Origin of the sequence: Streptomyces sp. NPDC015131 (genome assembly GCF_043079975.1) — a bacterium.
In the GTDB taxonomy this organism is placed as follows: Bacteria; Actinomycetota; Actinomycetes; order Streptomycetales; family Streptomycetaceae; genus Streptomyces.
The window spans coordinates 885159-906069 of record NZ_JBIBVB010000001.1; the positions used below are offsets into that span (position 1 = coordinate 885159).

At 72.0% G+C, this 20911-nt stretch carries 12 protein-coding genes and 1 pseudogene; 8 read left to right on the forward strand and 5 right to left on the reverse strand.

From position 1 onward, the window contains the following. Positions 1 to 48: 48 nt before the first annotated feature. Both ACF08D_RS03650 and ACF08D_RS03655 read right to left on the reverse strand, forming a co-directional pair. On the reverse strand, positions 49 to 1683 hold the full coding sequence (locus ACF08D_RS03650; protein ID WP_392220852.1) for an ABC-F family ATP-binding cassette domain-containing protein: 1635 nt from the start codon (positions 1681 to 1683) through the stop codon (positions 49 to 51). Positions 1684 to 2042: 359 nt separating this feature from the next. Beyond that, on the reverse strand, positions 2043 to 2459 hold the full coding sequence (locus ACF08D_RS03655; RefSeq protein WP_392220853.1) for an SsgA family sporulation/cell division regulator: 417 nt from the start codon (positions 2457 to 2459) through the stop codon (positions 2043 to 2045). Positions 2460 to 2608: 149 nt separating this feature from the next. Here ACF08D_RS03655 and ACF08D_RS03660 point away from each other — a divergent pair, with 149 nt between their 5' ends. Together ACF08D_RS03660 and ACF08D_RS03665 are read left to right on the forward strand one after the other, a co-directional pair. Then, a complete protein-coding gene (locus ACF08D_RS03660) occupies positions 2609 to 3832 on the forward strand; it encodes an oxidoreductase (protein WP_392220854.1) in 1224 nt (407 codons plus the stop codon). Between the two features lie 47 nt (positions 3833 to 3879). Beyond that, positions 3880 to 4572 carry an endonuclease V gene (locus ACF08D_RS03665; protein ID WP_392220855.1) on the forward strand — a complete coding sequence of 231 codons (693 nt, stop codon included), beginning with the start codon at positions 3880 to 3882 and terminating at the stop codon, positions 4570 to 4572. Positions 4573 to 4697: 125 nt separating this feature from the next. On the opposite strand, the gene ACF08D_RS03670 is transcribed toward ACF08D_RS03665, so the two are convergent. Next, positions 4698 to 5915, reverse strand: coding sequence for a saccharopine dehydrogenase family protein (locus ACF08D_RS03670; protein ID WP_392220856.1), 1218 nt, complete (start codon positions 5913 to 5915; stop codon positions 4698 to 4700). A gap of 172 nt (positions 5916 to 6087) precedes the next feature. On the opposite strand from ACF08D_RS03670, the gene ACF08D_RS03675 reads away from it, so the two are divergent. From ACF08D_RS03675 to ACF08D_RS03690, 4 genes are all read left to right on the forward strand, one after another. Further along, on the forward strand, positions 6088 to 7233 hold the full coding sequence (locus ACF08D_RS03675) for a CaiB/BaiF CoA transferase family protein (RefSeq protein WP_392220857.1): 1146 nt from the start codon (positions 6088 to 6090) through the stop codon (positions 7231 to 7233). Further along, positions 7230 to 8372 (forward strand): acyl-CoA dehydrogenase family protein, encoded by a 1143-nt coding sequence (locus ACF08D_RS03680; protein WP_392220858.1) that lies wholly within the window; start codon positions 7230 to 7232, stop codon positions 8370 to 8372. Before ACF08D_RS03675 ends, ACF08D_RS03680 begins: the two co-directional genes overlap by 4 nt. 89 nt (positions 8373 to 8461) lie before the next feature. Continuing rightward, entirely contained in the window at positions 8462 to 9676 is a 1215-nt protein-coding gene (locus tag ACF08D_RS03685; protein WP_392220859.1) for an acetyl-CoA C-acetyltransferase, read from the forward strand. Between the two features lie 40 nt (positions 9677 to 9716). Beyond that, complete coding sequence (locus tag ACF08D_RS03690; protein ID WP_392220860.1) at positions 9717 to 11888, forward strand: 3-hydroxyacyl-CoA dehydrogenase NAD-binding domain-containing protein; 2172 nt, start codon at positions 9717 to 9719, stop codon at positions 11886 to 11888. Between the two features lie 172 nt (positions 11889 to 12060). On the opposite strand, the gene ACF08D_RS03695 is transcribed toward ACF08D_RS03690, so the two are convergent. After that, positions 12061 to 12471, reverse strand: coding sequence for a RidA family protein (locus tag ACF08D_RS03695; protein WP_392220861.1), 411 nt, complete (start codon positions 12469 to 12471; stop codon positions 12061 to 12063). Positions 12472 to 12613: 142 nt separating this feature from the next. Next, positions 12614 to 13401, reverse strand: a pseudogene (locus ACF08D_RS03700) (maleylpyruvate isomerase N-terminal domain-containing protein). A gap of 563 nt (positions 13402 to 13964) precedes the next feature. Here ACF08D_RS03700 and ACF08D_RS03705 point away from each other — a divergent pair. Further along, positions 13965 to 14372 (forward strand): hypothetical protein, encoded by a 408-nt coding sequence (locus tag ACF08D_RS03705; RefSeq protein WP_392220862.1) that lies wholly within the window; start codon positions 13965 to 13967, stop codon positions 14370 to 14372. 193 nt (positions 14373 to 14565) lie between these two features. Continuing rightward, a complete protein-coding gene (locus tag ACF08D_RS03710; RefSeq protein WP_392220863.1) occupies positions 14566 to 20769 on the forward strand; it encodes an SDR family NAD(P)-dependent oxidoreductase in 6204 nt (2067 codons plus the stop codon). Positions 20770 to 20911: the final 142 nt, after the last annotated feature.

Genomic DNA, 20911 nt, shown 5'->3' on the forward strand with positions numbered 1-20911 from the left:
GCGCCGGTGTCCGCCCCGGAATCACAGGCGCCGGTGTCCGCCCTGGGATCACCGGTCGGCGAGCACCTCCTCCGCCGACGTGGGGCGCAGCTCGCCGTCCTCCAGCAGCAGCCACCGCGTGATGCCGAGCGACTCCAGGAACGGCACGTCGTGGCTGGCCACGATCAACGCCCCCTCGTAGGCGTCGAGCGCGGCCGTCAGCTTCCGTACGCTCGCCATGTCGAGGTTGTTCGTCGGCTCGTCCAGCATCAGCAGCTGCGGTGCCGGCTCGGCCAGCAGCAGCGCGGCCAGCGCGGCCCGGAACCGCTCCCCGCCGGACAGCGTGCCGGCCGGCTGGTCCGCCCGGGCGCCCCGGAACAGGAACCGGGCCAGCCGCGCCCGGATCATGTTGTTGGTCGCCCGGGGCGCGTACCGCGCGACGTTCTCCACCACGCTCAGGGAGTCGTCGAGCACGTCCAGCCGCTGCGGCAGGAAGCGCAGCGGGACATGCCGCTCCACCTCGCCCGCGACCGGCTCCAGCTCGCCCGCCACCGTGCGCAGCAGCGTCGTCTTGCCGGACCCGTTGCGCCCCACGAGCGCGACCCGCTCGGGGCCGCGCAGCTCCCACTCGCCGCCGACCCGCGCCCCGTACCGCAGCTCCAGCTCCTTCAGGCGCAGCACGCCCCGGCCGGGCGGGACGCTGGTGTACGGCAGCTCCACGCGGATCTCGTCGTCGTCCCGTACCGCCTCGACGGCCTCGTCCAGCCGCTCCCTCGCCTCGGCGAGCTTCTGGGAGTGCATGATGCGGTGCTTGCCGGCCGACTCCTGCGCGGCCCGCTTGCGGGCGTTCATCACGATCTTCGGTTCGCGCTTGCTGTCGTACATCTTCTGGCCGTACCGCTTGCGCCGTGCCAGTTTCACCTGCGCGTCGGCCAGTTCGCGCTTCTGCCGCTGGACATCGGCCTCGGCGACCCGCACCATGCGCTCGGCCGCCTCCTGTTCGGCCGCGAGCGCCTCCTCGTACGCCGAGTAGGCGCCGCCGTACCAGGCCACCTCGCCGTCCCGCAGGTCGGCGACCTGGTCGACGCGCTCCAGCAGTTCGCGGTCGTGGCTGACCACGACCAGGACGCCGGACCACGCCTCCACGGCCGCGTACAGCCGCCGGCGGGCGTGCAGGTCGAGGTTGTTGGTCGGCTCGTCGAGCAGCAGCACATCGGGGCGGGCCAGCAGCAGGGCGGCCAGCCGCAGCAGCACGCACTCGCCGCCCGACACCTCGCCGATGGTCCGGTCCAGGCCGATGTGGCCGAGGCCGAGCTGATCGAGGGTGGCACGCGCGCGTTCCTCCACGTCCCAGTCGTCGCCGACCGCCGTGAAGTGCTCCTCGCTCGCGTCACCGCCCTCGATCGCGAGCAGCGCCGCGCGCGTGGCGGCGATCCCCAGGGCCTGGTCGACCCGGAGGGCGGTGTCCAGTGTGGCGTTCTGCGGCAGGTACCCGACCTCGCCCGAGGTGCGGACGGTCCCGTCGGTGGGGCTCAGTTCGCCCGCGATCAGCTTCAGCAGGGTGGACTTGCCGGAGCCGTTGAGACCGATCAGGCCGGTCCTGCCGGGACCCACCGCGAGCTGGAAGCCGTCCAGCACGACGGTGCCGTCCGGCCACGCGAACGACAGGTCGGTGCAGGTGACACTGGTGGGGAAGGTAGACATGGGGGTCTCCCGGTTGCGATGAGAAGAGAAAAGGGCAACGGGTGAGACACCGGGGACGGCTCATACGGCCGAGGTCGCACACCACAAGGCGCACAGCGCGGACAGCGGCTGTGCGACACGGTGTCTCGAGACCTCAGACGAGCAACGTCCCGCTCCATTCGACGACAACAGGGCCAGTGACGACGCTACGCACGCCGCTGTCCGGGAGCAACGCATTTATTTCCGGCCGTCCGTCCGGACCGTTCGAACGGCCGCCGAACGGCCACCGTCCGCCACCGGCACGCGGGCACCCGCACGCGCGCGTGAGGGCGGGCGGTTCGGGGTGATCCGTGCGTGGTCAGCGGGCGGTCAGCGCGTGGTCAGCGGGCGTCGCGCAGAAGCTCCGTCAGATCCTGGTCCAGGTCCAGGAACTCGTGCTCGCGCCCCTCCGGCACCAGGTGCAGGGCCCGCCGGAGGAAGCGGCGCACCTCGCTGGTGCGCACATGCACCACCGCCACCCCCTCCAGGGCGTGGAACTCCACCACCGTCCGGTCGTAGCCATAGGGCCGTACGCGGACGTCGCCGAGCCCGGCCGGCTCGTCGACGCCCGCCGCCAGCAGCTCCCGTGCGAACTCCCACGCCACGTCGACCCCCTCCAGCGTGGCCCGCGCGGGGAAGGCCATCTGGACGGCGTACGGATTGCGGCGGTCGTAGCGCAGGGTCGCGGCGACGTCGTCCGTACGGGGAGCGGAGGCGACCAGGCGGACCTGTACGGCCTGCTCGATGACGGTGGACAAGGCCAGCTCCCTCACACGGCTGCGGGCGGTACGACTCGGACACCTGGAAGGACGACGGAATCCGTCGTCGCGTGCATTGCGGCCGGGTGTGACTCCCGTCACCGAGGCGCCCTGGACGCCCCCGCCGGGGTGGGCTACCTTCCCGCGCCATGACGTCCAAGGGGAAGACGAGACGAGCGGTGGCGGCGGGACTGTGCGGGGCGGCGCTGGCGGCGGTGCTCACCGGCGCCCCGGCCCAGGCCGCCCCGGGGACGGCCCCGGCCCAGGCATCCCCCGGGAAGGCCCTGGCCCCGGAGCGGGGCGTTTCCGCGGCCGCCCCTGGGCGGGTCGTTTCCGCGGCGGCCCCCGGGCGGGGCGTTACCGCAGGGGCCCCCGGGTGGCGGCTGAAGGGGACTGGCTCCCAGGCGCGTTTCCGGGGCCTCGCGGCCGTCAGCCGCACCAGCGCGTGGGTGGCGGGCTCCGCCGGCACCGTGCTGCGCACCGCGGACGGCGGGCGCACCTGGCGCGACGTCTCGCCTGCGGGCGCGGCGGCGCTGGAACTGCGCGACATCGAGGCGTTCGACGACCGGCGCGCCGTCGTCCTGGCCATCGGCGAGGGCGAGGCGTCCCGCGTGCTGCGCACCGACGACGGCGGCGCGAGCTGGACCGAGTCCTTCCGCAACACCGACCCGCGCGCCTTCTACGACTGCGTGGCCTTCTTCGACCACCGGAACGGCCTGGCCATGAGCGACCCGGTCGACGGGAAGTTCCGCATCCTGTCCACCCGGGACGGCGGCCGGAGCTGGACGGTGCTGCCGGACACCGGCATGCCGGCCGCGCTGCCCGGAGAGGCCGGGTTCGCGGCGAGCGGCCAGTGCCTGGTGACCGCCGGGCGCCGGGACGTGTGGCTGGCCACCGGAGGCGGGGCCCACGCGCGCGTGCTGCACTCCGCCGACCGGGGCCGCACCTGGACGGCCGCGACCACGCCCCTCCCGGCGGGCGACCCGGCACGGGGGGTCTTCGCCCTGGCCTTCCGCGACCGGGCGCACGGCATCGCCGTGGGCGGCGACTACCGCACCGGGGAGCCGTCGCCCCGCGCCGCCGCCACCACCCGGAACGCCGGCCGCACCTGGCGGGAGGCCACCACCGCGCCGCCCGCCTACCGGTCGGGCGTGGCGTGGCTCCCCGGCACCCGGGCGGCCGCCCTCGCGGTCGGCCCCACCGGCACGGACCTCACCACCGACGGCGGGCGCACCTGGCGGACGGTGGACACCGGTTCGTACGACACGGTCGACTGCGCGGCCGCCGGTACGGGCCGCCACGCGCGCGTGCCCGGCTGCTGGGCGGCGGGCGAGAAGGGCCGGGTGGCCCGCCTGGAGGCCGGGGAACGCTGACCGGGCGGGCGGGCCCCGGGGGCGCCGGGCATAGGGTGGCGGTCACCATGAGGATCATCGACACGCCCGCCGACTGGCCCGCCGACGAGCAGGAGGCGCTGGCCGTGCAGGACGAACTGCGCGGCCGGGTCGTCCTGGACGAACCGGGCCCGCCGCCCGGCACCGGCCGGGTCACCGGCGTCGACGTGGCCTACGACGACGAACGGGACCTGGTCGCCGCCGCGGCGGTCGTCCTGGACGCCGCCACCCTCGCGGTGGTCGAGGAGGCCACCGCCGTGGGCCGCGTCTCCTTCCCGTACGTGCCCGGCCTGCTGGCCTTCCGGGAGATGCCGACCGTGCTGGCCGCGCTGGGCGCCCTGGACGGCGACCCGGGCCTGGTGGTCTGCGACGGGTACGGGCGGGCGCACCCGCGCCGCTTCGGCCTCGCCGCCCATCTGGGCGTCCTGACCGGCCTCCCGGTGATGGGCGTCGCCAAGAACCCGTTCACGTTCACCTACGAGGAACCGGCGCCCGAACGGGGGGCGTCCAGCCCGCTGCTCGCCGACGGGGAGGAGGTCGGCCGGGCGCTGCGTACCCGTACCGGTGTCAAACCGGTCTTCGTGTCGGCCGGCCACCGGGTGACCCTGGACAACGCCTGCGCCCACACCCTGCGCCTGACGCCCGACTTCCGGGTGCCGGAGACCACCCGGCGCGCCGACGCCCTGTGCCGGCGCGCCCTGAAGGAGGCGGCGGGAGCCTGACCGCGCCGCCCACCGTCCTGAAGGAGGCGGCGGGAGCCTGACCCCCGCCGCCCGCCGCCCTGAAGGTGCAGGCGGGAGCCTGACTCCCGCCGCCGCACCGTCCCGGTGCTCCCCGCGGCCCGGCCTCAGCGGGAGTCGGCCACCCGGAAGCGGATGCCCGCCTTGCTCAGCCGCTCCAGCAGCGCGTCGCCCATCGCCACGGCGGTGGTGAGCTGTCCGGCCGCCGCGGGCAGCTCGTCGAGGGCGAGGCACAGCGCCGACTCGGCGAGCATCTTCGCCGTCTCGCCGTAGCCGGGGTCACCGCCCGACACCTCGGTGAAGACCCGCCGCCCGCCGCCCTCGCCGACGAACCGCACCGTGAACCAGCTGCGGGCGCGGCGCTCCTCGTCCGGACCCTGGCCCGCCTCGTAACGGTTCATCAGCCACCGCCGGGCGGGCGGCACCTGGGCCAGCGCGGCCAGGGCGCCCACGGCGGCGCTGCCGCCCAGGGCCATGGGCAGGGTCTTGACCGCCGCGTAGTGCCGGTAGCGGAAGTCCGGGCCGTAGCGGGGCAGCGCGGCCGCGGACCGGGCCACCACGCTCGCGTCCAGCGTCGGCAGCGGCAGCGCCCACGTCCCGGTCTCCCGGCTGAAGCGCGGTGTCCCCAGCGGGGCCCGCGCCCGGCGCCCCACCAGCCGCGGTTCGTGCAGCCGCCGCTCCCGGGCCGCGCGCAGCGTCTGCGGGCCGCGCCCCATGGCGGTGAGCGCCGAGGCGAACGTACCGCCGGAGAAGAAGGCGTTGGAGCGGACGAAGCCGTCCACGGCCAGCGGGACGCCCTCCGGCAGCTGCGACACCGTGTAGTACACGCCCAGGTCGTGCGGGACCGAGTCGAAGCCGCAGGCGTGCACGAGGCGCGCCCCCGTCTCACGGGCCCGGGCGTCGTGGCGGACGTACATCAGGTCCACGAACTCCGGCTCGCCGGTCAGGTCCACGTAGTCGGTGCCGGCCTCGGCGCACGCCGCGACCAGCGCCTCGCCGTACCAGACGTAGGGCCCCACCGTGGTGGCCACCACCCGGGCGGAGGCGGCGAGCGCCCGCATCGCGTCCGGGTCCGCGGCGTCGGCCGTGACGAGGGGCAGCTCCGCGCACCGGGGGTGTGCGGCGGCCAGCCGGTCGCGCAGCGCCTCCAGCTTGCCCCGGCTGCGCCCGGCGACCGCCCACCGGCAGTCCGCGGGGGCGTACTCCGCGAGGTACTGGGCGGTCAGCTCGCCGACGAAGCCGGTGGCCCCGAAGAGCACGACGTCGTACGCCCGTTCCCCGCGGTCTCGTCCGTCTCGTCCGTCTCGTCCGTCCCGACCGTCCATTCAGACCTCCGCCGTCCGCGCCGTTGTCGGAGGCAGAGGCTAGCGTGCGAAGCGGGGATCGAGCGTCCGGGGCCCCGCTGAGCGGCCGCTTGTCCACAGGGCTTGTGCGGAGTGGAACACGTTCTTAGCATCATCACTGTTACAGCAGTTGTGTCACAAGGCTGGGGGTCACATGGCGGCGACAGGCAAGGGCCCACTGGCCGGGGTGCGCGTGGTCGAGCTGGCGGGCATCGGCCCCGGCCCGTTCGCCGCCATGCTCCTGGGCGACCTGGGCGCCGACGTCGTCCGGGTCGACCGGCCGGGCGGCGCGGGCCTCGGCATCGACCCGGCGTACGACCTGACCAACCGCAACAAGCGCTCGGTCCTCCTCGACCTCAAGGCCGACGGCGGCCCGGAGCGCGTCCTCGACCTGGTGGAGCGCGCCGACATCCTGATCGAGGGGTACCGCCCCGGAGTCGCCGAGCGGCTCGGGATCGGCCCCGAGGAGTGCCTCGCCCGCAATCCCAGGCTGGTGTACGGCCGGATGACCGGCTGGGGACAGGAGGGCCCGCTCGCCGACAGCGCCGGGCACGACATCGCGTACATCGCCGTCACCGGCACCCTCTCCATGATCGGCAAGGCCGGTGAACCCCCGGTCGTCCCCGCCAACCTGGTGGGGGACTACGCGGGCGGCTCGCTGTACCTCGTCGTCGGTGTGCTCGCCGCGCTGCACCACGCGCGCGCGGAGGGCGGCGCCGGACAGGTCGTCGACGCCGCGATCACCGACGGCTCCGCCCATCTCGCCACGATGATCCACGGCATGATGGCCGCCGGCGGCTGGCAGGACCGGCGCGGCGCCAACCTGCTGGACGGCGGCTGCCCGTTCTACGGCACCTATGAGACCGCCGACGGCCAGTACATGGCGGTCGGCGCCCTGGAACAGCGGTTCTACGACGAGTTCATCACCCTCCTCGGCATCTCGGACACCGTCCCCGCCCGCAAGGACTTCGACCGCTGGGACGAGCTGCGCGCCGCCGTCGCCGCCCGCTTCAAGGAGCGCACCCGCGCCGACTGGACGGCCGTCTTCGAGGGCTCCGACGCCTGCGTCGCACCCGTCCTCTCCCTGCGCGAGGCCCCCGCCCACCCCCACCTCGCCGCCCGCGCCACCTTCACCGAGCACGGCGGGATCACCCAGCCCGCCCCCGCGCCCCGCTTCTCCGCCACCCCCGGTGCCGTGACCCGGCCCCCCGCCCGGCCGGGCGCGGACACCGGCGAGGTCGCCCGCGACTGGGACGTACCGAGCATCCGCACCGACCACGACGACAGGGGGACCAGGTGAAGCGCCTGATCTTCGAGGCCGAGCACGACGCCTTCCGCGCGACCGTCCGCGCCTTCCTCGCCAAGGAGGTCCTCCCGCACTACGAGCAGTGGGAGAAGGACGGCATCGTCTCGCGGGACGCCTGGCTCGCGGCCGGCCGCCAGGGCCTCCTCGGCCTCGCCGTCCCGGAGGAGTACGGCGGCGGGGGCAACCCGGACTTCCGCTACAGCGCCGTCCTCGCCGAGGAGTTCACCCGCGCCGGCGCCCCCGGACTCGCCATCGGGCTGCACAACGACATCATCGGCCCCTACCTCACCTCGCTCGGCACCGACGAGCAGAAACGGCGCTGGCTGCCGGGCTTCTGCTCCGGCGAGACCATCACCGCCATCGCCATGACCGAGCCCGGCGCCGGCTCCGACCTCCAGGGCATCCGCACCACCGCCGAGGACAAGGGCGACCACTGGCTGCTCAACGGCTCCAAGACGTTCATCTCCAACGGCATCCTCGCCGACCTGGTGATCGTCGTCGCCCGCACCACCCCGGAGGGCGGCGCGCACGGCCTGTCCCTCCTGGTCGTCGAGCGCGGCGCCGAGGGCTTCGAACGGGGCCGCAACCTCGACAAGATCGGCCAGAAGTCCCAGGACACCGCCGAGCTGTTCTTCCACGACGTCCACGTCCCCAAGGAGAACCTCCTCGGCGAGCTCAACGGCGCGTTCGTCCACCTGATGACCAACCTCGCCCAGGAGCGGCTGAACATCGCCGTCGCCGGGATCGCCGCCGCCGAGCACCTGCTGGAGATCACCACCGCGTACGTCAAGGAGCGCGAGGCGTTCGGCCGCCCCCTGGCCCGGCTCCAGCACATCCGCTTCGAGATCGCCGAGATGGCCACCGAGTGCGCCGTCACCCGCGCCTTCCTCGACCGCTGCATCACCGACCACGCGGCCGGCGGGCTCGACGCCGTCCACGCCTCCATGGCCAAGTGGTGGGCCACCGAACTGCAGAAGAAGGTCGCCGACCGCTGCCTGCAACTGCACGGCGGCTACGGCTACATGGCCGAGTACCCGGTCGCCAGGGCCTTCACCGACGGCCGGATCCAGACCATCTACGGCGGCACCACCGAGATCATGAAGGAGATCATCGGCCGCTCCCTCCTCGGCTGACCCTCCGCCGGCCCCCGCCGCCCGGACCGGCCCCACTGCCCGAGCCGACCACGCCGACCACGCCGACCCCTCCTCGAAAGGCTTGACCAGTGAGCACCGAAGCGTATGTGTACGACGCGATCCGCACCCCGCGCGGGCGCGGAAAGGCCAATGGGGCCCTGCACGGCACCAAGCCGATCGACCTGGTCGTCGGCCTCATCCACGAGCTGCGCGGCCGGTTCCCCGGACTCGACCCCGCCGCGATCGACGACATCGTCCTCGGCGTCGTCGGCCCCGTCGGCGACCAGGGCTCCGACATCGCACGGATCGCCGCGATCGCCGCAGGGCTGCCCGACACCGTCGCCGGAGTCCAGGAGAACCGCTTCTGTGCCTCCGGCCTCGAAGCCGTCAACATGGCGGCCATGAAGGTCCGCTCCGGCTGGGAGGACCTCGTCCTCGCCGGCGGTGTCGAGTCGATGTCCCGCGTCCCCATGGCCTCCGACGGCGGCGCCTGGTTCGCCGACCCGATGACCAACTTCGACACCAACTTCGTCCCCCAGGGCATCGGCGCCGACCTGATCGCGACCCTCGGCGGCCACACCCGGCGCGACGTCGACGAGTACGCCGCGCTCTCCCAGGAGCGGGCCGCCGCCGCCTGGAAGGACGGCCGCTTCGACCGCTCCGTCGTCCCCGTCAGGGACCGTGCCGGCCTGGTCGTCCTCGACCACGACGAGCACATGCGCCCCGGCACCACCGCCGACTCGCTCGCCTCGCTGAAGCCGTCCTTCGCCACCATCGGCGACATGGGCGGCTTCGACGCCGTGGCCCTCCAGAAGTACCACTGGGTCGAGAAGATCGACCACGTCCACCACGCGGGCAACTCCTCCGGCATCGTCGACGGCGCCGCGCTCGTCGCCATCGGCTCCAAGGAGGTCGGCGAGCGGTACGGGCTGACGCCCCGCGCCCGGATCGTCTCCGCCGCCGTCTCCGGCTCCGAACCCACCATCATGCTCACCGGCCCGGCACCCGCCTCCCACAAGGCGCTCGCCAAGGCCGGCCTGACCATCGACGACATCGACCTGGTCGAGATCAACGAGGCGTTCGCCGCCGTCGTGCTGCGCTTCGTCCAGGACATGGGCCTGTCGCTGGACAAGGTCAACGTCAACGGCGGCGCCATCGCCATGGGGCACCCCCTCGGCGCCACCGGCGCGATGATCCTCGGCACCCTCGTCGACGAACTGGAGCGCCAGGACAAGCGCTACGGCCTCGCCACGCTCTGCGTCGGCGGAGGCATGGGCATCGCCACCGTCGTCGAGCGCGTCTGACCCCGTCCTTTCCCGTACGGCCTAACGGAGCAGCCACACCATGAGCCAGTCCACCACCATCCGCTGGGAACAGGACGAGACCGGCGTCGTCACCCTCGTCCTCGACGACCCCGACCAGTCCGCCAACACCATGAACCAGGCGTTCAGGGCCTCGATCGCGGCCGTCGCCGACCGCGCCGAGGCGGAGAAGGACTCCATCCGGGGCATCATCTACACCTCCGCCAAGAAGACCTTCTTCGCGGGCGGCGACCTCAAGGACATGATGAAGGCCGGGCCCGCCGACGCCCGGCAGATCCGCGACGCCTCCCTGGAGATGAAGCGCGCCCTGCGCCGCATCGAGACCCTCGGCAAGCCGGTCGTCGCGGCGATCAACGGCGCCGCGCTCGGCGGCGGTTACGAGATCGCCCTCGCCTCGCACCACCGCGTCGCCCTCGACGCGCCCGGCTCGAAGATCGGCCTGCCCGAGGTCACCCTCGGCCTCCTCCCCGGAGGCGGCGGCGTCACCCGCACCGTCCGCCTGATGGGCATCGCCGACGCCCTGCTCAAGGTGCTCCTCCAGGGCACCCAGTACTCGCCCCGGCGCGCCCTGGACAACGGCCTCGTCCACGAACTGGCCGCCGACCACACCGAGATGATCGCCAAGGCCCGGGCGTTCATCGACGCCCACCCCGAGTCCCAGCAGCCCTGGGACGCCCCCGGCTACAAGATCCCCGGCGGCACCCCGGCGCACCCCAAGTTCGCCGCCAACCTGCCGGCCTTCCCCGCCAACCTCAAGAAGCAGCTCGGCGGCGCGCCCTACCCGGCCCCCCGCAACATCCTGGCCGCCGCCGTCGAGGGCTCCCAGGTCGACTTCGAGACCGCCCAGACCATCGAGACGCGGTACTTCACCGAGCTGGTCACCGGCCGGACCGCGAAGAACATGATCCAGGCGTTCTTCTTCGACCTCCAGGCCGTCAACTCCGGCGCCAACCGCCCCCGGGGCATCGAGCCGCGCCCGGTCCGCAAGGCCGCCGTCCTGGGCGCCGGGATGATGGGCGCAGGCATCGCCTACGCCTGCGCCAGGGCCGGCATCGAGGTGGTCCTCAAGGACGTGTCGGCCGAGGCCGCCGAGAAGGGCAAGGCGTACTCCGCCAAGCTGCTCGACAAGGCGCTCTCCCGGGGCCGGACCACCGAGGCGCAGCGCGACGCCCTGCTGGCCCGGATCACCCCGACCGCCGACCCAACCGACCTCGCGGGCTGCGACGCCGTGATCGAGGCCGTCTTCGAGGACACCGCGCTCAAGCACAAGGTGTTCCAGGAGATCCAGGACGTCGTCGAGCCCGACGCGCTGCTGTGCTCCAACACCTCCACCCTGCCCATCACCGTCCTCGCCGAGGGCGTCGAGCGGCCGGCCGACTTCATCGGGCTGCACTTCTTCTCCCCGGTCGACAAGATGCCCCTGGTCGAGATCATCAAGGGCGAACGGACCGGGAACGAGGCGCTCGCCCGCGCCTTCGACCTCGTACGGCAGATCAACAAGACGCCGATCGTCGTCAACGACTCCCGGGGCTTCTTCACCTCGCGTGTCATCGGCCAGTTCATCAACGAGGGCGTGGCCATGGTCGGCGAGGGCGTGGAGCCCGCGTCCGTCGAACAGGCGGCGGCCCAGGCCGGCTACCCGGCCAAGGTGCTGTCCCTGATGGACGAGCTGACCCTGACCCTGCCGCGCCGCATCCGCGACGAGACGCGCCGCGCCGTCGAGGAGGCGGGCGGCACCTGGCCCGGCCACCCGGCCGACGCGGTGATCGACCGGATGGTCGACGAGTTCGGCCGCCCCGGCCGCAGCGGCGGGGCGGGCTTCTACGAGTACGACGAGTCCGGCGCCCGGCAGGGCCTGTGGCCGGGGCTGCGCGAGCACTTCACCCGCGAGGACACGGCCGTCCCGTTCGAGGACATGAAGGAGCGGATGCTCTTCGCCGAGGCCCTCGACACGGTGCGCTGCCTGGAGGAGGGCGTGCTCACCTCGGTCGCCGACGCCAACATCGGCTCCATCATGGGCATCGGCTTCCCCGCGTGGACCGGCGGTGTCCTCCAGTACATCAACGGCTACGAGGGCGGCCCGTCCGGCTTCGCCACCCGGGCCCGCGAACTGGCGGAGCGCTACGGCCCCCGCTTCGAGCCCCCGGCGCTGCTGCTGGAGAAGGCCGAGCGGGGCGAGCCGTTCCGCGACTGAACCCGCCCACCCATGGGCGGCGGCCGTCAACCAATCGGCACGGCCGCCGCCCGGGGCTCTGCTGGGCGTTTGTCCGACCTGCACCAGACCGCGGGTGCGACGCGCGCGGCGAGCCCGCTTTGGCAGCCGGGGCAACGAAGCGAGACGCGTTCGAAGCCGCAGTTGCGGAGACTCAGTCCGGCAGTGCCACGGTGAGATCCACCTCGACAAGCTGGCCTGAGAAGCCCAACTGTGCGACGCCCAACAGCGTGCTGGCGGTGGTGAACGCCGGCCCGAGGGCAGAGTCGGTGAGCCGAAGCCACGCGGCTCCCAGAACATCTCTGTCGTCGCTCCGCACGTAGATCACCGACCGCACCACGTGGTGCGGCTGAGCACTCACCGCCGCCAGGGCAGCAAGTGCGTTCGCGACAACCTGGTCGACTTGCATCTCTAAAGAACCGGCCCCAACGAGGTCACCGCTCTGATCAAGCGGGCACTGCCCGGCCAGATAGGCGGTGCGGCCGCTCTCGACCACGGTGATGTGGTGATAGCCGGGCGTCTCATGCAGCTGCTCGGGGTTGATACGGGTGATCTTCACAGTCATGACCGCGAGTCTGACCACAGTGCTGTGAGCGCGCACCGCAATTTTCCCCCCGGCGAGCACTCGGTTCCGGCACCGTCGAACGGCTGCTCAATCTGAAGGTCGGCGCTGGGCGGACGTCCAAAGACCGGCCCTCCGGACGGTCCTACTCCATGTCCCACTCCTCCAGAAGATCGAAGAGATGCCGATCTCCTTCGAGCTTCAGAGAGTCCAGCGGGATGCGACCGTAGAAGGCCAGCACCAGGTCACTCGCCGTGCCCCGGGCAGAGACGTCGACCGACTCCGAGTCCCCGCCGGCGGCGGGCACACCGCCTGATGCGGGCAGACGGAAGGCCCGCGAGCCTTCGGCGGAGACCGATTGGCGCCAGGAGCCGCCCTCAGTGACGTGGTAGTCGATGACGGCGGGCTTGTGCGGCCAGGCGACCGTCGTGGTGCAGCAGGTGAACAGGAACTCCTCGACACCATCGAGCGCCACTTCCTCCGGCAGCGGCTCCGGGGCGCCCACGGTGAGCTGGGCGTCATAGGTGTGCATCGCGATCTCCTGGAGCTGGTGCCGGGCGACGGCGCCGCAGGTCCGCGGCGACTGCGACGAGCCCCACCACGTCCAGCAACCGCGCTGCGGGCCAGCCTCCCGCAACGCGTTCAGCATCTGCTGCGTCGATTCGGCCAGCCAAGCGAGCAAGGCCTCGCGCTCCTGCGGTGCGGCCAGCCCTCGCCCGCCAACTTGCCCGAGGCGTCCGGCCCAGCCGCGACCGTGGCCGCCCAGGCGCGACGCCCCTCGCCCAGATGGTGCACCAGGTCGAGCAGCGTCCACTCGGGACAGGTCGGCACCTGCACTTCAAGGCTGGGCGCGGAGGCGATCACGGCCCCGAAGGCGGCCGACCGCTCATCGATCAGGCGCAGCAGCTCGGGGAATTCCAGGGTTTTGGTCACCCGGGTCTTGTATCACTGGCGGCGGGAACTGAACAGCGATTTTCGCAGGCCTGCACCCTGACTCCCAGCCCGGCCGGTCTGGCGGGCGTAGCCAAGCAGCATCGCAGACCATCAACCGGAGCGAGCCGCGCACGCGGCCGACCTGGTTCGTCTCTCCAAGGGCATGGCTTCTATCGCCATGCGCCTCGACGACACTCCTGTGGGCAAGCCTGGACTGCACTGGAGGTCGTTGGACCTCCCGATCGCCACCCTTTTACGCTCCGGCGCCAGAAGTCTTTCTACTTCGCGCTCCGAATGTGCAGTGCGCGCGCGGCGTGAAAACCGGTCGTGCACGTGCACCACGCTGGTGCCGGCTGGCTCAACCGCATCGCCTTCGAAAGCCAGTTCCCTTCCCTGATGTTGTGAAAGGGGTGCCTCGGCGCTGGGTGTGCTGGTGAGACAGGCTTCCGTCAACTTAGGTGTGCGATCACCTGTTGTTCGGATTTGGCGGATTGCGCATTCCTCCTCTCTGTTTTTGAGCTGTATATCAATGAACAGGGAACGTTTTCTCGAAGGGGAGCGGAATGACCGGAAATCGGATCGCCGAATTGCGCACCAAGATCAATGCAACCCGCGTGGTGAGCACCGAGAATGATGTGATCACCTTGGAGTTCTCCGCCAAAGCGGCCGGTACCGTCGACGGGCACGCGGTGCAGGGCGTGGCGACGCATGTCTCCAAACGCTATCCCGACGGCACGGAGACGGCGACGGCCCAGTTCGTCCTGAACGCAGAAGGGTGCCCGGACCAGCTGGTCCTCACCGGGATGGCCGCCGGTACTTTGCAGGACGGCGGCGCGGTGTCGTACGAGGGCTTCTTCGTGGCCCGGGCCACGCGAGGCCGGTTCGTCGACCTGAACGGCAAGGCCATCGTGGGCACCGCCCGGATGGAAGCCGACGGGAGGGTCACTCACGTCTGGTACTTGTTCAGCTGAGCAAGTCCACAGGCTGGAGCGGGACGGCCGGGGGGATGGCGCTCCAGTCGTCCACCCCGTGCAGGCAGGATCACGGGCGAACCGGACGTCGCCTCCCGCCTACCTCGCCCCACCCGGTGTGGGTACCAAGTCGGTGGTCGGACGGGCCCGGTAGCCGCCGCTTTCGTCTACATCGGTCGAAAGGGAACCGCAGATGGGCAAGTCGACGAGCCGGACCCCGGTCGAGCCGGTGGCGGTGGTAGGGGCAGCGTGCCGGTTGCCGGGCAATATCGATTCCCCGGCGGCCTTGTGGCGGCTGCTGCAGCAGCGGCAGGAGGTGGTCGGGCCCGTACCGGTCGACCGATGGGACGCCTCCGCAGTGGCGGCGGGCTTGGCCGGTGGGGTGGGTCGGCAGATCGTCCATGGCGGCTACCTGCCGGAACGATCCCTTCGCTTCGATGCTGCGTTCTTCGGGATCAGCGGCGAAGAAGCACGGTGGCTGGACCCGCAGCACCGGTTGTTGATGATGGTGGCGTGGGAGGCGTTCGAGCACGCCGGTATCCCCGTCGAGAGCGTGCGGGGCAGTGCGGCGGGCGTGTACAGCGGCATGTACACCATGGACCACTTTCTCCGGGGTCACCGCCGGGCGGAGGAGGTGTCCCCCTATTGGACGACCGGGGGGATGCACGGTGTCGGCGTGGGTCGGTTGTCGTTCTTCCTGGACCTGCATGGGCCGTGCATGGCGGTGGACACGTCTTGCTCGTCCTCGTTGGTCGCTCTTCATCTGGCCTGCCAGGCGCTGCGAGCGCGTGAGTGCCCGCTGGCGCTGGTGGGAGGTGTGTCGGCGGGGTTGGGACCTGAGATCACTGTGGCCGAGGCCCGTTGGGAGATGTTCTCGCCCACTGGGCACATCCGGGCCTTCGACGCGGACGCGGACGGCTTCGTGCGTTCGGAGGGCTGCGTCGTTGTCGTGCTCAAGTTGCTGTCCGACGCGCAGCGGGACGGTGACCGGATCCTGGGGGTGGTGCGCGGTTCGGCAGTCAACCAGGACGGCCGGTCGGTGCGGTTGACGGCTCCTTCCTCCGAAGCGCAGGCGGCGGTGTTTGCTCAGGCGCTGCGGCGGGCTGGGCTGGATGCCGGCAGGGTGGGCATGGTCGAGGCGCATGGGACCGGGACGCCTGTCGGTGATCCTCTGGAGTTTGCGGCGCTGAAGAAGGTGTACGGCGCCGGCGGCGCCCGGTGCGCGCTGGGGTCGGTGAAGACGAACGTGGGACACACCGAACCGGCGTCCGGTCTCGTCGGTCTGCTGAAGGTGCTGCTCAGTCTGCGGCATGCCACCGTGCCGGCGACGCTCCACTTCCGCCGGTGGAACCCGCAGATCGAGGCTGACGACTGCCGGCTGTTCGTCCCCACCGAAACGATGTCGTGGCCGGTGGAGCGCGGGCCCAGGGTGGCGGCCCTGTCCTCCTACGGGGTGAGCGGCATCAATGCCCATGCCATCGTCGAGCAGGCCCCCGCGGCACGGCCTCGTCCCGGCCGCAGGCAGCCCCGAACGAAGACCTTTTTGCTGAGCGCCGGCTCCCCGGCGGCACTGCGCGAGTCGGCGGCGCGGGTGGGGCGCTGGCTGGAGACGGAGGGCAAGGAGGTGCCGCTGGCGGATCTCGCGCACACGCTGGCGGTGCGCCGCTCCCATGCGAGCCACCGTGCCGCGGTCGTCGCCGATGACAGGCAGGCGCTAGCAGCCGGGCTCCAGGTGTGCGCGGACGGGCAGGCCGCGCAGGGAATGGTGACTGGTCGGGTCCTTCCGCCCGGGCGGGGGCCGGTGTTCGTCTACTCCGGTCACGGCTCGCAGTGGGCTCGGATGGGCGGGCGCCTGTGGGGTCGTAATCGGGCATTCACGCGTGCCATGGAGGAGTTGGAGACGGTGATCCTGGCGGAGGGCGGGTTCTCCGTACGGCAGGTGCTGGATGCCGAGGACGTCGTCACCGGCTCAGAGCGGGTTCAGCCGGTGCTCTACGCCCTCCAGGTCGCATTGACGGCGATGTGGCGCTCCCACGGCATCGAACCGGAGGCGGTCATAGGCCACTCGATGGGTGAGATCGCCGCCGCTGTCGCCTGCGGCGCCCTGTCGGCCGCCGACGGGGCACGGGTGGTGTGCCGCCGGGCCCGGCTGCTGACTCGCGTCATCGGTCAGGGCACGATGGCGGCCGTCAACGTATCCGGCGACCGGGTCGAGCGCGACCTGCGCGAAGCCGGGGAAACGGGCGTGGAGATCGCTGTCCTGGCCGGCCCCCGGAACACCGTGGTCGCCGGAGACACCGCCGCGATCGACCGCATGGTCGACCACTGGCTCGGCCGAGACGTCGCGGCCTCCAAAGTGCCCGTCGACTACGCCTCCCATTCTTCGTACATGGACCCGCTGACACCCCGCATCCGCACCGCGCTGTCGGACATCCGGCCGAGGCCGGCGCGCTGCACCTTCTACACCACGGTCCGGGAGGATCCACGTGCCGAGGTGATCCTGGACGCGGGCTACTGGGCCGACAACCTTCGCCACCCGGTCCGCTTCGCCGACGCCGTCGCGGCCGCGGCACGCGACGGCCACCGCCACTTCGTCGAGATCAGTCCGCACCCTCTGGTGTCAGGAGCGATCAGCGCCACACTGGAGCAGGACCTGCCCGGACAGACAGCTGTGCTGCCCACCCTCCACCGCGAGCAGGACGAGCACGTCGCATTCGCCACGGCGCTGGCAGCCCTGCACTGCGCCGGCGGACCGGTGCCGTGGCAACGGTGGTACGCACGAGGCGCTCTCAGCGAACCACCGGCCACCAGCTGGGAGACGGGCGAGTACCTGACCAAACCCAGCGCCCTGACCACCCCCGCCTCCTCACCCCACCCTTTGCTGGGCACACCGGCCACGGACCCAGACGACGGTCACCGCCGCGTATGGCAACACCCGCTCCCCGATTCCCTGACCGCCTGGCTGCGAGACCACCGCATCGCCGGCGTGGCCGTCATGCCCGGAGCGGGATTCTGCGACATGGCACTGGCTGCCGCCGAGCACATCCTGCCGCCCGGCGAAGGGGACGTGCACCTGCGCGATGTCACCTTCGACTCCTACTTCCCGCTCGACACCGACCCCGATCCCGTCACCACCCTGTGCGCCGCCACCTACAGCCCCCATGACTCATCAGCGCGCTGGCAGGCCGGTGCCCCGGCGAGCGACGCGCGGACGATCACGCACAGCACCGCCACGCTCTTGCGAGCCGAGGACTCGCCCAGGCCGGCGCCCCTGGACGTGAGCGGACTCGAAGAGCGCTACCCGCGCCTGGTGCCGTCTGCCGAGTTGTACGACCGCTGGCGCCACACCCTGCGCCTGGAATACGGGCCTGCTTTCAGGTCCCTGATGTGGGTGCGCCTCGAGGGCACTGCAGGCGCCCAGGCCGTGGCGCGGCTGCGCATCCCCGATGAAGCGCGGCCCCACGCAGGATCCTTCACCTGCCACCCGGTACTGCTGGACGGCGCCCTGCAGACGCTGCTGGCCCTGTGGACCCTGTACGCCGACCTACCTGCCGGACGCGCTCACCCCATCGGCATCGGACGGCTGCACCTCCTCGGCGACACCCGACGTACGGTGCTTTGCCGCGCACGGGCCGACAAGGTCTCGGCCACGCGCATTACCGGATCGCTGGAACTGCTCGACGAGGACGGCCTGCCGCTGCTGACCGCCGACGACATCCGCTTCGCCCACGAGGCACACGCCGGGGACCCGGACGAAGGCCGCCTCTACCAGCACCGGTTCGAGCAAGCCTGCGCCCCGACCCTCCGGCACAGCGCAGGGCGGTGGCTGGTTCTCCTTGAACAGCAACCCGGCTCGTGGGAAAGCGCCCTGCTCGATGCGCTGCGCACCCACGGCGCCGCCCTCACCCTGACCACGACACCACTGGCCACCGCCACGGACGACATTGCGGGCCTCCCACAGCGTCTGAGGCGAGCCCTGGATGCCGCCCCCCAGCCGTTCACCGACGTCCTGCAGTTGACCCCGCCACCCACCGGCGACGCACCAGGGCCATGGGCACCGCACGCCGCCTGTGCCCGCACCACCCGCCTGACCCTCCTGGCCCGAGCCCTGGCCGAAACGGACGCGGCCCCACCCCGCTTGCAGGTGGTGACCCACCACGGGCAGCCCGTCCTGGACGGTGAAGACGTAGCACTGGAGAACGCCGGCCTGCGCGGCCTGCTGCGCAGCCTCGCCTACGAGCACCCGGAATTGCGCGCCCGCCTGATCGACACTGACATCGTGACCCCGGCCGGGCACCTCGCGACCGAACTCCTCGCCGAGCCGGACGGAAACGACGAGGTGGCGTGGCGCGCGGGCCGCCGAAATGCCGCCCGCCTCACCCCCGCCCCCCTGCGACCCGACGAACGCCGAACACGCACTCTCACACCGGGGGACCACGCCGTCACCGCCGAACCCGCAGCAGTGCCCGGCCATCTCACCTACACCCTCTGCCCCGACACCGACACCGACGATTCGGCCCGCACTCAGGACCGCCTACGCATCGCGGTGACACACACCTGCCGCTGCGACAGCGACACGCAACTGCCGGTACGGGCCTGCGCCGGACGCACCCTGCCCGGCGCCGGCGAGTCGAACACCGGCCACCCGGTGGCAGCCCTGATTCCTGCCCCTGGCCTGGACAGCCGGGTCACCGTGGATGCGCGGTCGACGGTGACCGTACCCAGCCACTTGGACCCGGCCGCTTTCGCCGGCAGCTTGCTGCCCTACCTCACCGCCCACCACATCCTCCACGACCTTGCCCGCCTCACCCGGCACGAGCGGGTTCTGCTGCTGGGCACGAACACCGCCACCTTGCTGGCAGCAGCCCACGTGGCCTGTGCAGCGGGCGCCCACACCCACTCCGCCACGAGCGGACCGGACGTCCCGATGCCCGAACACGTACACCCCCACCGTGCAGACGAAGGCCTCGCCTACGACGTCGTCATCGACGCCACAAACCACCCCGACCCCCACGCCCTGCCCCCGCTCAAACCCGGCGCCCGCTGGATCACCACATCCACCCCCACCTCCCGGCTCGCGCGCCCGGGCACGCTGACTGCACACCCCGACCTGGCCGCCGTCCTGGCGACACCCGAGCAGGCCGCCGAGCACCTGAGCCGGACAGCGCACGCCCTGGCCGAAGGGACCTTGCCCCTCCTACCGATCAGCCGCCTCCCCCTCGCCGACCTCACCACCGCCACCCCACCCCCCTCAGGGCCGAACAGCAGCGTGGCCTACACCTGGCCCCGCACCCCGATCGCCGCGTACATCCCGCCCGCCGGCCTGCGCACCGTCCACGATGACGGCGGCTACATCATCACTGGCGGCCTCGGCGGCCTCGGCCTGATCCTGTGCCGATGGCTGGCCGAGCGCGGTGCCGGCCGCATCATCCTCAACAGCCGCTCCACCCCCGGCCCCGAGACCCTCGCCGAGATACGCCACCTCCGAGAGACAGGGGCGCGCATCGACGTCCTCAACGCCGACCTCGCCGAACCCGGCACCGCCGAACGCCTCGTCGACCTCGCCACCCGGACAGACCTGTCCCTGCGCGGCATCATCCACGCCGCCGCGGTCGTCGACGACGCCACCGTCACCCGCACCGAACCCGAACTCATCGAACGGGTCTGGCGCCCCAAAGCCCTCGGGGCCTGGCTGCTGCACCAGGCGACCCTCTCCCACCCGGTGGACTGGTGGGTCGCCTTCTCCTCCTTCGTCTCTCAGATCGGTTCTCCGGGCCAAGGCCCATACGCCTCGGCCAGTGCTTGGCTCGACGCACTGATCACCCAGCGCCATGCTCAGGGGCTGCCCGCGCTCGGCATCAACTGGGGCCCCTGGGGAGAGCGGGGCATCGGTGCCCGCACCATCGGCACCCGCGGATTCGCCACCATCGCCCCCGCACAAGCCCTTCGCGTCCTCGAACGTCTCCTGGCACATTCCCGCCCCACCACTGGCTGCATCGACCTCGATGTCACCGCCTGGCTGCAGCCCTACCCCGATGCAGCAGCCTCCGCCTACCTCTCGCCGCTTCTGCGCACAGGCACGCCAGGCCAGCCGGACCAGCCCCAGGAACCATCGGAGGGTGTCCTCGCCGAACTCCAGGCCACCACCGACACGCATGCCCGGATCCGGCTCCTGGCCGCACACATCCGCGACCTGGCCGCCGACGTCCTGCACACCGACCCGGCCCGCATCGACCTCCACACCTCCCTCGTCGCTCTCGGCATGGACTCCCTCCACACCATCCGCCTACGCCGACGCCTGCAAACCGGCCTTGGCATCGACATCCCCGTCACCGCCATGTACAAGGCCTCCAGCGTCCATGCCCTCACCGTCCACATCGACCAGCACCTCAATTGACCCGGCACTTCACTCCCGAAGGATGAGCGCGCCTCACCGCTGACTCGACGTTTCCACCCGAGTGCCGCCTGCCCAGCTGTGCCAGTGCCGCGTGCGGCTGTGTGACTGCCCAGCAGCCGAACCCGCCGGCCCCCAGGGGTGG